General features: G+C 50.9%; 12 protein-coding genes. All 12 read right to left on the reverse strand.

Annotation, left to right across the window (positions count from 1 at the left end):
* Nucleotides 1–32: 32 nt before the first annotated feature.
* A protein-coding gene (locus tag OGV65_RS12245; protein ID WP_155849795.1) for an IS3 family transposase occupies nt 33–1,396 on the reverse strand; the annotation gives its coding sequence in 2 pieces (ribosomal slippage) (nt 33–919 and nt 919–1,396; 1,365 coding nt in all).
* Between the two features lie 88 nt (nt 1,397–1,484).
* On the reverse strand, nt 1,485–3,314 hold the full coding sequence (gene glmS, locus OGV65_RS12250; protein WP_049282853.1) for a glutamine--fructose-6-phosphate transaminase (isomerizing): 1,830 nt from the start codon (nt 3,312–3,314) through the stop codon (nt 1,485–1,487).
* A 235-nt stretch (nt 3,315–3,549) separates the two neighbouring features.
* The gene (glmU, locus tag OGV65_RS12255; RefSeq protein ID WP_019077996.1) at nt 3,550–4,920 is read right to left on the reverse strand and encodes a bifunctional UDP-N-acetylglucosamine diphosphorylase/glucosamine-1-phosphate N-acetyltransferase GlmU; all 1,371 of its coding nucleotides are present in this window, start codon (nt 4,918–4,920) and stop codon (nt 3,550–3,552) included.
* Nucleotides 4,921–5,592: 672 nt separating this feature from the next.
* The gene (locus OGV65_RS12260; protein WP_003023809.1) at nt 5,593–6,012 is read right to left on the reverse strand and encodes a F0F1 ATP synthase subunit epsilon; all 420 of its coding nucleotides are present in this window, start codon (nt 6,010–6,012) and stop codon (nt 5,593–5,595) included.
* Nucleotides 6,013–6,032: 20 nt separating this feature from the next.
* Nucleotides 6,033–7,415, reverse strand: a complete 1,383-nt coding sequence (atpD, locus tag OGV65_RS12265) for a F0F1 ATP synthase subunit beta (protein ID WP_003023806.1) — start codon at nt 7,413–7,415, stop codon at nt 6,033–6,035.
* 26 nt (nt 7,416–7,441) lie between these two features.
* Entirely contained in the window at nt 7,442–8,305 is an 864-nt protein-coding gene (gene atpG / locus OGV65_RS12270; RefSeq protein WP_016155083.1) for a F0F1 ATP synthase subunit gamma, read from the reverse strand.
* Nucleotides 8,306–8,355: 50 nt separating this feature from the next.
* Nucleotides 8,356–9,897 carry a F0F1 ATP synthase subunit alpha gene (gene atpA / locus OGV65_RS12275; RefSeq protein ID WP_003023802.1) on the reverse strand — a complete coding sequence of 514 codons (1,542 nt, stop codon included), beginning with the start codon at nt 9,895–9,897 and terminating at the stop codon, nt 8,356–8,358.
* A 12-nt stretch (nt 9,898–9,909) separates the two neighbouring features.
* Nucleotides 9,910–10,443, reverse strand: coding sequence for a F0F1 ATP synthase subunit delta (gene atpH / locus OGV65_RS12280; protein ID WP_006687767.1), 534 nt, complete (start codon nt 10,441–10,443; stop codon nt 9,910–9,912).
* A 14-nt stretch (nt 10,444–10,457) separates the two neighbouring features.
* A complete protein-coding gene (gene atpF / locus OGV65_RS12285) occupies nt 10,458–10,928 on the reverse strand; it encodes a F0F1 ATP synthase subunit B (RefSeq protein ID WP_003827022.1) in 471 nt (156 codons plus the stop codon).
* A 59-nt stretch (nt 10,929–10,987) separates the two neighbouring features.
* A complete protein-coding gene (gene atpE / locus OGV65_RS12290; protein ID WP_003023794.1) occupies nt 10,988–11,227 on the reverse strand; it encodes a F0F1 ATP synthase subunit C in 240 nt (79 codons plus the stop codon).
* 46 nt (nt 11,228–11,273) lie between these two features.
* On the reverse strand, nt 11,274–12,089 hold the full coding sequence (gene atpB, locus OGV65_RS12295) for a F0F1 ATP synthase subunit A (protein WP_003023792.1): 816 nt from the start codon (nt 12,087–12,089) through the stop codon (nt 11,274–11,276).
* A gap of 7 nt (nt 12,090–12,096) precedes the next feature.
* Nucleotides 12,097–12,477 (reverse strand): F0F1 ATP synthase subunit I, encoded by a 381-nt coding sequence (gene atpI, locus OGV65_RS12300; protein ID WP_003023790.1) that lies wholly within the window; start codon nt 12,475–12,477, stop codon nt 12,097–12,099.
* Nucleotides 12,478–12,777: the final 300 nt, after the last annotated feature.

Here is a 12,777-nt window from a genome sequence, read left to right on the forward strand (position 1 = left end):
TGGACTGACCCCATAAAGTTGGACAGTTCATGTTAAGCGGCTTTCAGAGCCTGGGTTCGGTATTCTACCGGACTCAGGCCTTTTAATTTCAGGCTTATTCGTTCGTTGTTGTAGTAATGGATATAGCTCTCTATCGCTTTCCTTAGTTCGCTGACACTGCTGAACTGACTCAGATAAAAACATTCCGATTTCAGCGTCCCGAAGAAGTTCTCCATCACCGCATTGTCCAGACAGTTACCTTTACGCGACATACTCTGCGTCATGCCCTTCGCCTTTAACCTGGCCTGATAACCTTCCATTCGATATTGCCAACCCTGATCCGAGTGCAGCAGCGTGCTATCTTCCGGGCTGAGCTTCAGGAACGCATCGTGCAGCATCGTATTAACCATCTCCATCACCGGCCTTTCCGACAGGCTGTAGGAGATAATCTCCCGGTTAAACAGGTCAAGAACCGGTGACAGGTACAGCTTTTTACCCTGTACCGAGAACTCAGTAACATCTGTCACCCATTTTTCGTTGGCTTTTGACGCGCCGAAGTTCCGGTTCAGTATATTGGGCGCTGCCCTGCCAGTTTCGCCTTTCCAGGAACGATATTTCTTCACCCTTATCAGGGACCGGAGCGACAGCTCTGCCATCAGTCGTTGCACTGTTTTATGGTTCACCAGCAGCCCCTGTTTTTTCAGCGAGAGCGTGATCCTGCGGTAGCCATAACGTCCTTTGTGATAGTGGTAAATCTCTCTTATTTTATCTTTCAGTCCGGCATGCCTGTCCATGCGCTTTAGCGCGTTCATATTGTGATACCACGTGCTGCGGGACATACCCGCGGCACGCAGAAGATCACTGAGCGCATACTCCAGCCTTAGCTCACTGATTATTGCGGCTTTTTGCCGTTTTTCTCGCTTTGAACTAAGGCCTTCAGCTTTTTTAGGTAGGCATTCTCTGCACGCAGGTAACGGAGTTCAGCCCGTAGTTCTTCGGGCGATAACGTTTCCAGTGCAGCATCGGTAAGTGGAGATGATTTTTTAGGTTTTTTCATGTCCTTGCTCCGGCCCTGTTTTATCCTCAGAAGTCCTTTCTCACCAGCATCCTGGTAAACATTAACCCAGTGCCGGACAACGGTTTCGGTTGAGATATTAAACCGTGCGGCGGCCTCGCGCATGGAAAGTTCTTCAGCGAGTACAGTCCGGACTACAGCAATACGGAACGACGGTGAATGGCGGTCATTTTTCCAGGTAATACCATCAATACCGTGAAGTTGCCAGGCTCTTACCCAGCGTCGCACCGATGTTCTTTCAACACCAAAACGTTCAGCGGTACGATGTGTGCCATCGAGTCCGGCAAGGTAATGATTAACTACAGCTAATCTGGTTTCGAGGGAATATTTTGGCTTTGCCATAAAAAACTGCACCTTAGTCAGTTGGGTGTCCAACTTTTGGGGTGCAGTCCACTTACAGCAGGGCATTTTCAGTTCAGTTAAGTGCGGATTACTCTACGGTAACCGACTTTGCCAGGTTACGCGGCTGGTCCACGTCGGTGCCTTTAATCAGCGCCACGTGATACGCCAGCAGTTGCAACGGAACGGTGTAGAAGATCGGTGCAATCACCTCTTCCACATGCGGCATCTCAATGATGTGCATGTTTTCGCTGCTGGTAAAGCCAGCATCCTGGTCCGCAAAGACGTACAACTGACCGCCACGAGCGCGAACTTCTTCAATGTTGGATTTCAGTTTTTCCAACAGTTCGTTGTTCGGTGCAACTACGATAACCGGCATATCGGCATCAATCAGCGCCAGCGGACCGTGTTTCAGTTCGCCTGCAGCATAAGCTTCAGCGTGAATATAAGAGATCTCTTTCAGCTTCAGCGCGCCTTCCAGCGCAATCGGGTACTGATCGCCACGGCCCAGGAACAGCGCATGGTGTTTGTCTGAGAAACCTTCCGCCAGAGCGGCAATGCGTTTGTCCTGAGACAGCATCTGCTCAATACGGCTCGGCAGTGCCTGCAGACCATGAACGATCTCCTGCTCGATAGACGCATCCAGACCTTTCAGACGAGACAGTTTCGCCACCAGCATCAACAGAACGGTCAGTTGGGTGGTAAATGCTTTCGTGGAGGCCACACCGATTTCGGTACCGGCATTGGTCATCATCGCCAGGTCGGATTCGCGCACCAGAGAAGATCCCGGTACGTTACAAATAGCCAGCGAGCCCAGATAGCCCAGCTCTTTAGATAAGCGCAGACCCGCCAGGGTATCCGCCGTTTCACCGGACTGGGAAAGGGTAATCATCAGACTGTTACGACGCACGGCGGATTTGCGATAGCGGAACTCGGAAGCGATTTCGACATCACAAGGAATACCAGCCAGCGATTCAAACCAGTAGCGGGACACCATGCCGGAGTTGTAGGACGTACCGCAGGCGATAATCTGGATATGCTCAACCTGAGACAGCAACTCGTTGGCACGTGAACCCAGCTCGCTTAAATCCACTTCACCGTGACTAATGCGCCCGGTCAGCGTATTTTTAATTGCGTTCGGCTGTTCGTAGATCTCTTTCTGCATGTAGTGGCGATAAATACCTTTTTCGCCCGCGTCATACTGCAGATTCGATTCGATATCCTGACGCTTCACTTGTGCGCCAGACTTGTCGAAAATAGAGACCGAACGACGGGTCACTTCTGCGATGTCACCTTCTTCCAGGAAGATAAAGCGACGGGTTACCGGCAGCAACGCCAGCTGATCGGAAGCGATAAAGTTTTCCCCCATCCCCAGACCAATCACCAGCGGGCTACCTGAACGGGCCGCCAGCAGAGTTTCCGGGTTACGGGTATCCATGATCACCGTGCCATAGGCACCGCGCAACTGTGGAATAGTACGCAGTACGGCTTCACGCAGCGTACCACCCTGTTCCAGTTCCCAATGCACCAGGTGAGCAATCACTTCGGTGTCGGTTTCAGAAACAAAGGTGTAACCACGGGTTTTCAGTAGTTCACGCAGAGGTTCATGGTTTTCAATGATGCCGTTATGCACCACAATAATGTGTTCAGAAACATGGGGATGCGCGTTCGCTTCTGAAGGTTCACCGTGTGTCGCCCAACGGGTATGAGCGATACCTGTACCACCATGCAGCGGATGTTCTTCCGCAGCAGCAGTCAGCATCTGCACTTTACCCAGACGACGCAGACGGGTCATGTTGCCTTCAGCATCGACAACGGCCAGACCAGCAGAGTCATAACCACGATATTCCAGACGACGTAAACCTTCGAGAAGGATTTCAGCTACATCACGCTGCGCGATAGCGCCAACAATTCCACACATATTTTTTGATTCCGAATTTAGGCATTTGCCTGTCGTTGTCGCTGACCTGTATTTGCCCTTTCCGGGCGCCCCGAGCCTTGTAGAGAGTGGGGTTATTTTTATGGTACTGCTTGTTGAGCGGAGGATTATGTTATCCCCTCATCTCTTGTCTGCCTGATGGCGCTTACGCTTATCAGGCCTACAGAACGTCACCGCACGTAGGACGGATAAGGCAAAGCCGCCATCCGGCAAAAAATTACTTCTTCTTCACCGGACGCTGCCAGCCCTGTTTATGGACCTGAGGTACACGGCTTAATACCAGTTCGTTATCGGCGACATTACGCGTTACGGTAGTGCCAGCAGCGATGGTGGCACCTTTACCCACGGTGACAGGCGCCACCAACTGGGTATCAGAACCCACAAACACATCATCACCAATAATGGTTTTAAACTTATTGGCACCATCGTAGTTGCAGGTAATCGTACCCGCGCCGATATTCACGTTATCGCCAATTTCCGCATCGCCCAGATAGGTCAGATGACCAGCTTTAGAACCTTTACCCAAACGCGCTTTTTTCATTTCGACGAAGTTACCCACGTGCGCGCCTTCCTGCAGCTCAGCACCCGGGCGCAGACGCGCGAATGGACCGATGGTGCAAGCGGCTTCCAGATGGGCATCTTCCACCACACTGTATGGGCTAAGCTCACAACCTTCACCAATCACGCTGTTTTTGATGATACAGCCAGCACCAATCTTGACGCGATCACCAACGGTTACGTTACCTTCAATGATAACGTTAGTATCAATTTCAACATCGCGCCCGTGAATAAGCGTACCGCGAAGATCAAAACGTGCAGGATCGCGCAGCATCACGCCCGCCAGCAACAGTTTCTCTGCTTGCTCAGACTGATAAACACGCTCCAGACGGGATAACTGAAGACGGTTATTCACCCCTTCTGTTTCGCTAATACGTGCCGGATGTACCGCAGCAATTTCGCGTCCTTCCTGATACGCCATCGCAATGATATCGGTGATGTAGTATTCACCCTGCGCGTTGTTATTGGTGAGTTTGGACAGCCAGCGCTTCATATCCGCGCCATTGGCAATCAGAATACCAGTGTTGATTTCCTGGATTTGGCGCTGCTCGTCAGTTGCATCTTTATGCTCGACGATACCGGTGACGTTACCGTTCTCACGCGTAATACGCCCATAGCCGGATGGATCATCCAGTTTTACCGTTAACAGGCCGATGCCGCCCTGCGGTTTAGCATCACGCAGGCTACGTAAGGTATCGGTAGAGATCAGCGGCACATCGCCATAGAGCATTAAAATGTCTTCGTCATCACCAAAGAATGGCGCTGCCTGCTGCATTGCATGGCCGGTCCCCAACTGCTCTGCCTGCAGAATCCAGTTTAGATTGCCATCTTTCAGCGTCTGCTTAAGCAAATCACCACCGTGCCCGTAGACCAGATGTACGTGAGTCGCACCTAATTCATTAGCGGCATCAATGACATGCTGAACCATCGGCTTTCCTGCGAGGGTATGCAGCACTTTAGGGAGATCGGAATACATACGCGTGCCTTTGCCTGCGGCAAGGATCACGACGCTCATAGCATTATTCAACATACACGTCCTGACTGTAATTTGAGAACGAATTTATACCGTTTCACATTGAAAATACTACATTTTTTTCATCGTGAAATGGACCGAAGATAAAACGTTCAATCGGGGAAATTTCCCCTCTGATAACTCTCTATTTTCGTCTATTTCGGCGTCTTTTGTCTCCCAAAAACCAGGAGGCTGCTCTTATTAAAGCCTAGGTTAATGTTTTTGCTATTTTTTTACTGCATGAATAAAGAGTTACAAAAGAAAAGTATAATTTTATTAATGTGATTCAGCGAGAAGCAGAAAAAACAGACAGGGAAAATAGAGTTTTAAAAGGGAAGAGGACAAACGATAAAGCGGAGGAGGGGGATTTAATAACAGCTGGCGCGTGCTGATAACCGTATGAAGCATCGCGCCACAGAGCAGGTCGGGAAGACTAAACTTCCATGCTGCTGAAAAGGGCGATGATTTTATTAATCAGTTTCATGTTTCTATCCTGTTTTTATCTGAGTTAATTATGTGACACACATCACACAAAAAAGAGTCTACGCCTCATTTTTTAACCGATCAATATTTTTGTGACACAAATCACAAAATAATAAAACAGCTTTTTAGTTCCACTTTCACTGAAACAAAACCATAAAAAAAGCCAGCCTGGCAACCAGACTGGCTTTTGTGCTTTTCAAGCCGGTGTTACATCGCTTTTTTGGTCAACTCGATAACGCGCAGTTTCGCGATCGCTTTGGCCAGTTCCGCAGATGCCTGAGCGTAATCCACGTCACCATGAGAGCTCTTGATGTGCTCTTCAGCCTTACGCTTCGCTTCCAGGGCTCTCGCTTCATCGAGATCCTGTCCGCGAATCGCGGTATCAGCCAGAACGGTCACGCTGCCAGGCTGCACTTCGAGAATGCCGCCAGACAGATAGATAAACTCTTCATGACCGAACTGTTTAACGATGCGGATCATACCAGGCTTAATGGCGGTGAGCAGCGGTGCGTGACCCGGGAAAATACCCAGTTCACCTTCACTACCCGTTACCTGGATTTTTTCGACCAGACCAGAGAACATTTGCTGCTCTGCGCTGACGACGTCCAGGTGGTAAGTCATTGCCATATCACCCTCCGATTAAGGCGTTAAAGTTTTTTGGCTTTTTCCACGGCTTCGTCGATAGAACCAACCATGTAGAACGCCTGCTCTGGCAGGTGGTCGTATTCGCCTTCCATGATGCCTTTAAAGCCACGGATGGTGTCTTTCAGGGATACGTATTTACCCGGAGAACCGGTGAATACTTCCGCAACGAAGAACGGCTGGGACAGGAAGCGCTGAATTTTACGTGCGCGTGCTACCACCAGTTTGTCTTCTTCAGACAGTTCATCCATACCCAGGATGGCGATGATGTCTTTCAGTTCCTGATAACGCTGCAGCAGAGACTGTACGCCACGCGCGGTGTCGTAGTGTTCCTGACCAACAACCAGCGGATCCAGCTGACGGCTGGTGGAGTCCAGCGGGTCAACTGCCGGGTAGATACCCAGAGATGCGATCTGACGGCTCAGTACCACGGTTGCATCTAAGTGAGCAAAGGTGGTTGCTGGGGATGGGTCAGTCAAGTCATCCGCAGGTACGTATACCGCCTGAACGGAGGTGATAGAACCGGTTTTGGTAGAGGTGATACGTTCCTGAAGAACACCCATCTCTTCCGCCAGGGTCGGCTGGTAGCCTACCGCTGATGGCATACGACCCAGCAGTGCGGATACTTCTGTACCGGCCAGGGTGTAACGATAGATGTTATCAACGAACAGCAGAACGTCACGACCTTCGTCACGGAACTTCTCTGCCATGGTCAGACCGGTCAGAGCAACGCGCAGACGGTTTCCCGGCGGCTCGTTCATCTGGCCATATACCAGGGATACTTTGTCCAGAACGTTGGAGTCGGTCATTTCGTGGTAGAAGTCGTTACCCTCACGAGTACGTTCACCCACGCCCGCAAACACGGAGTAACCGGAGTGTTCGATCGCGATGTTACGGATCAGCTCCATCATGTTTACGGTTTTACCTACACCCGCACCACCGAACAGACCAACTTTACCGCCCTTAGCGAACGGACACATCAGGTCGATAACTTTAATGCCGGTTTCCAGCAGTTCCTGAGAGCTGGACAGCTCTTCATAGGAAGGTGCCGCGCGGTGGATAGCCCAACGCTCTTCTTCACCGATATCGCCTTTCATGTCGATCGGGTGACCCAGGACGTTCATGATACGACCCAGAGTTGCTTTACCTACCGGGACTTCGATCGGGTGCTCGAGATCTTTGACTTCCAGACCACGACGCAGACCGTCGGAAGAACCCATGGCGATGGTACGTACGATACCGCCGCCGAGCTGCTGCTGAACTTCCAGCACCAGGCTCTCTTTACCATTCATAACCTCAAGAGCATCGTACACGCGCGGTACGGCATCCTGAGGGAATTCGACGTCAACCACGGCGCCGATTACCTGGACAATTTTTCCAGTAGCCATCTTGAATCCTCTACGAATTAACCTGGTTATACCGCGGATGCACCACCGACGATTTCGGTGAGTTCCTGAGTAATGCTGGCCTGACGAGCTTTGTTGTATACCAACTGCAGCTCTTTAATCAGGCTGCCGCCATTGTCGGTCGCGGCTTTCATCGCCACCATACGTGCGGCCTGCTCGCTGGCCAGGTTTTCTACCACGCCCTGATAAACCTGAGACTCGACATAACGACGCAGCAGGGTATCCAGCAGCGCTTTCGGGTCTGGCTCATACAGGTAATCCCAGGATTTACGCTTCAATTCATCATCATCTGATGCCGGCAGAGGCAGCAGTTGGGTGATGGTTGGCGTCTGAGACATGGTGTTAATAAATTTGTTGCTGACAACGTACAGTCTGTCCAGACGACCTTCATCGTAGGCCTGCAGCATCACTTTAACCGGACCGATCAGTTCGGACAGGGAAGGGTTATCCCCCATACCGGTTACCTGAGCAATCACATTACCGCCAACGGAGTTAAAGAAAGACACGCCCTTAGAGCCGATCATTGCGATATCGCACTGAACGCCTTTATCGGACCATGCTTTCATATCCGCCAGCAGCTTTTTGAACAGGTTAATGTTCAAGCCACCGCACAGACCACGGTCGGTCGACACCACCAGGTAGCCCACGCGCTTAACGTCGCGTTCTTCCAGGTAAGGGTGCTTATATTCCAGATTACCATTCGCAAGGTGACCAATCACTTTGCGCATGGTCTCTGCATAAGGACGGCTGGCCGCCATGCGATCCTGCGATTTACGCATTTTGGAAGCGGCGACCATCTCCATCGCTTTAGTGATCTTCTGCGTGTTCTGGACGCTTGCGATCTTACTACGTATCTCTTTTGCGCCGGCCATGAGCTTCTCCTCAATGCCTTGCGGTCCGCCCTAAAGCAGACCGCCAGACGTTACCAGGACTGGGTTGCCTTGAAGGAATCGAGGATAGCTTTCAGCTTGCCTTCGATTTCATCGTTATAGCCACCGGACTGGTTGATCTCTTGCATCAGCGGAGCGTGGTCACGGTCAACGTAAGCCAGCAGAGCGGCTTCAAAGCTACCGATTTTCGCCAGTTCCACATCTTCGAGGTAACCGCGTTCAGCCGCAAACAGCACCACACCCTGCTGTGCTACAGACATTGGGGCATACTGTTTCTGCTTCAGCAGTTCAGTTACTTTCTGACCGTGGCTCAGCTGCTTACGAGTAGCTTCATCCAGGTCGGAAGCGAACTGAGAAAACGCTGCCAGTTCACGATACTGCGCCAGTGCGGTACGAATACCACCGGACAGTTTCTTGATGATCTTGGTCTGCGCTGCGCCACCTACACGAGATACGGAGATACCCGGGTTAACTGCCGGACGAATACCGGAGTTGAACAGGTTGGTTTCCAGGAAGATCTGACCATCTGTAATGGAAATTACGTTGGTCGGAACGAACGCAGAAACGTCACCCGCCTGGGTTTCGATAATCGGCAGAGCGGTCAGGGAGCCGGTTTTACCTTTAACTTCACCATTGGTGAACTTCTCAACGTATTCCGCGTTTACGCGGGATGCGCGCTCCAGCAGACGGGAGTGGAGGTAAAATACGTCGCCCGGGAATGCTTCACGTCCAGGTGGACGACGGAGCAGCAGGGAAACCTGACGGTAAGCAACAGCCTGTTTAGACAGGTCATCGTAAACGATCAGCGCGTCTTCACCGCGGTCACGGAAGTATTCGCCCATTGCGCAACCGGCATATGGCGCCAGGTATTGCAGAGCAGCAGATTCAGACGCGGTCGCCACAACAACGATGGTGTTGGACAGTGCGCCGTGTTCTTCCAGTTTACGAACCACGTTAGAAATGGTGGACGCTTTCTGGCCGATAGCCACGTACACACATTTGATACCGGAATCACGCTGGTTGATGATGGCGTCGATTGCCATCGCGGTTTTACCTGTCTGACGGTCACCGATGATCAGCTCACGCTGGCCACGACCGATTGGGATCATGGCATCAACAGATTTATAACCTGTCTGTACTGGCTGGTCGACGGACTGACGTTCGATTACGCCTGGTGCGATAACTTCGATTGGCGAGAAGCCATCGTTATCAACCGGACCTTTACCGTCAATTGGGGAACCCAGAGTGTTCACCACACGACCCAGCAGGCCACGGCCAACCGGAACTTCCAGAATACGACCCGTACACTTAACCTTCATGCCTTCGGCGAGGTCAGCGTATGGACCCATCACAACGGCACCTACGGAGTCGCGCTCCAGGTTCAGTGCGATAGCGTAACGGTTACCCGGCAGGGAAATCATCTCACCCTGCATACAATCGGCCAGGCCGTGAATGCGGATAACACCGTCACTTACAGAAACAATAGTACCTTCGTTGTGAGCTTCGCTCACAACATTGAACTGAGCAATGCGCTGCTTGATCAGTTCGCTGATTTCGGTGGAATTCAGTTGCATGCTCCAGTCCCCTTAAGACTGCAAGACGTCTGCAAGGCGCTCAAGACGGCCGCGTACGCTGCCATCAATGACCATATCACCCGCTCGGATGATTACGCCTGCCATTACAGACTTATCGATTTTGCAATTCAGCTTAACTTTGCGTGACAGACGTTTTTCCATCGCTGCACTAATCTTCGTAAGCTGTTCATCACTCAGTGCATTGGCAGAAGTGACTTCTACCTCAGAGATAGCCTCACTGGCTGCACGCAGATGAATAAACTGCTCAAGAACATCCGGGAGCGCATTCAGACGGTTATTTTCAGCCATTACCCTAATCAGGTTTTGGCCGCTTTCGTCCAGCTGCTCACCGCACACGGCGATAAACGACTCAGCGAGCGTTTCCGGCGCCAGCGCGCCAGAGAGAAGCTCTGCCATTTGTTCGTTTTTCGTCACCTCAGCGGCAAACGTCAGCATATCCTGCCAACGGTCAACGCTTTGGTGCTCAACGGCAAAGTCAAAAGCTGCTTTGGCGTAGGGGCGAGCTACCGTAATAAATTCAGACATCAGCCCCTCCCTCCTTACAGTTCAGCGACAAGTTTGTCCACGATGTCGCTATTAGCAGCTTCATCCACGGAACGTTCGATGATCTTCTCGGCGCCAGCAACAGCCAGGATAGCAACTTGCTTACGCAGTTCTTCGCGAGCACGTTTACGCTCGGCGTCAATTTCCGCCTGCGCCTGTGCCACGATTTTAGTACGTTCCTGCTCTGCTTCAGTTTTAGCTTCGTCCAGGATCTGAGCACGGCGTTTGTTCGCCTGCTCGATGATTACCTGAGCTTCCGCCTTCGCTTTTTTCAGCTGGTCGGTCGCGCTGGCCTTTGCAAGGTCAAGATCCTTATGTGCTCGTTCTGCAGAAGCAAGGCCGTCAGCAATTTCTTTTTGACGTTTTTCGATGGCAGCCATTAAAGGCGGCCATACGTACTTCATGCAGAACAGAACGAACAGGACAAACGCGATGGCCTGGCCGAGGATTGTTGCGTTAAGATTCACAGCACAATGCCTCTATCTAGTTAACGTTCTGATATTGCTCTTAATTCAAGCAACGCTTACTACGCGACAGCAAACATCACGTACAGACCCAGACCTACAGCGATCATTGGGATTGCATCCACCAGACCCATAACGATAAAGAACTGAGTACGCAGCAGAGGAATCAGATCCGGTTGACGCGCTGCGCCTTCCAGGAATTTACCCCCGAGGATGCCGATACCGATCGCAGCACCGATTGCCGCCAGACCCATCATCACAGCGGCAGCAATGTACAGCAGATCCATATTCAGGTTTTCCATGACAGTCTCCAGTTTGTTTCAGTTAAAACGTAGTAGTGTTGGTAAATTAATGCTCTTCAGATGCCATCGACAGATAGACAATCGTCAGAACCATAAATATGAAGGCTTGCAGCGTGATAATCAGTATGTGGAAAATGGCCCATGGCACATTCAGGATCCACTGTGACCACCACGGCAACAGACCAGCAATCAGAATGAAAATCAGCTCACCGGCATACATGTTGCCGAACAGTCGCAGACCAAGAGAAATTGGTTTGGACAGCAGGCTTACCCCTTCAAGGATTAAGTTGACAGGGATGAACGCCCAGTGATTGAACGGCTGCAGCGTCAACTCTTTCGCGAAGCCGCCGATGCCTTTCATTTTGATGCTGTAGAACAGAATGAGGATAAATACGCCCAGCGCCATCGACAGGGTGATGTTCACGTCAGCAGACGGAACTACACGCAGAGCCGGCAGGCCAAAGATATGCTCACCGATGTACGGCAGCAGGTCGATAGGCAGCAAATCCATCAAGTTCATCAGGAATACCCAGACGAAAATCGTCAGGGCCAGCGGAGCAATCAGCTTGCTTTTGCCATGGTACATGTCTTTCACGCTACCATGCACAAAGCCGATTACCAGCTCAATCGCGGTCTGAAATTTACCTGGTACGCCGCTGGTCGCCTTTTTAGCTACGCTACGGAACATAAGCAGGAACAAAAGACCCAGAACCACCGAGAAGAAAATGGAGTCAATATTGAGCGTCCAGAAGGTGGCTGGGGGGTTGTGCGGATCCACCAGCGAGAATGTACGTAGGTCCAACTGAAGGTTATTCAGATGGTGTCCTATGTAATCCTGCGGCGTCATATTTTCTGAAGCCATGATGCCTTTACCCTTTGTTGTTAATTACAGCCGGCGCCAGTATCTGAACCACCAGCACCAAAACCCACGTAACGATCAGCGGCATGAATACCGCTTTCAAAACAGCCAACGCCACCACCAGCAAAACCAGCATAGCTAACACCTTGAAGGCTTCGCCGAAGGCGAACGTCCAGGCTACTCGGCCTTTAGCTGGTGTATGCGCCTGGTGACGCCAGGCAAATATCATAAACAACACATTAGGCAGTAACACTGCCAATCCACCGCACAATGCGGAGATGCCCCAGAAAGGGTCTTTGAGGCTAAACAGCAATCCACTTGCTATTACCGCCAGAAACTGTGTGAGCAAAAGCTTACGAGCAACGTTTCGACTCAAGAGCGACATAGACATCACGTTTTTACTCCTGCTCCCTTCGAGGTATGCCGCGTGTCGTATAAAACGTTCTTTATGGCTTAGAGTCAAGCATCAAAAAGCGGTCAAATTATACGGTGCGCCTTCGTGATTTCAAACAATAAGTAGCTAAAAAGTGAATAAATGTTTAAATATTTTTCGCTACCCCACATTTATCACTTTTAAGCAAACTGTGAACGATCATGCAAAACTGCAAATGCCGCGTAAATACTGGCGGCAAAGCGTGCACCAGATCACACATTGAACATATTCACCTTCGCATAATTTATTTACGTGGCA

Source organism: Citrobacter sp. Cb004, assembly GCF_030337065.1.
In the GTDB taxonomy this organism is placed as follows: Bacteria; Pseudomonadota; Gammaproteobacteria; order Enterobacterales; family Enterobacteriaceae; genus Citrobacter; species Citrobacter braakii.

Excerpts from the sequence above, each read along its gene's own strand:
- glmS (WP_049282853.1), bottom strand. The coding sequence starts at position 3,314 with ATGTGTGGAATTGTTGGCGCTATCGCGCAGCGTGATGTAGCTGAAATC.
- glmU (WP_019077996.1), bottom strand. The coding sequence starts at position 4,920 with ATGTTGAATAATGCTATGAGCGTCGTGATCCTTGCCGCAGGCAAAGGC.
- OGV65_RS12260 (WP_003023809.1), bottom strand. The coding sequence starts at position 6,012 with ATGGCAATGACTTACCACCTGGACGTCGTCAGCGCAGAGCAGCAAATG.
- atpD (WP_003023806.1), bottom strand. The coding sequence starts at position 7,415 with ATGGCTACTGGAAAAATTGTCCAGGTAATCGGCGCCGTGGTTGACGTC.
- atpG (WP_016155083.1), bottom strand. The coding sequence starts at position 8,305 with ATGGCCGGCGCAAAAGAGATACGTAGTAAGATCGCAAGCGTCCAGAAC.
- atpA (WP_003023802.1), bottom strand. The coding sequence starts at position 9,897 with ATGCAACTGAATTCCACCGAAATCAGCGAACTGATCAAGCAGCGCATT.
- atpH (WP_006687767.1), bottom strand. The coding sequence starts at position 10,443 with ATGTCTGAATTTATTACGGTAGCTCGCCCCTACGCCAAAGCAGCTTTT.
- atpE (WP_003023794.1), bottom strand. The coding sequence starts at position 11,227 with ATGGAAAACCTGAATATGGATCTGCTGTACATTGCTGCCGCTGTGATG.
- atpB (WP_003023792.1), bottom strand. The coding sequence starts at position 12,089 with ATGGCTTCAGAAAATATGACGCCGCAGGATTACATAGGACACCATCTG.
- atpI (WP_003023790.1), bottom strand. The coding sequence starts at position 12,477 with ATGTCTATGTCGCTCTTGAGTCGAAACGTTGCTCGTAAGCTTTTGCTC.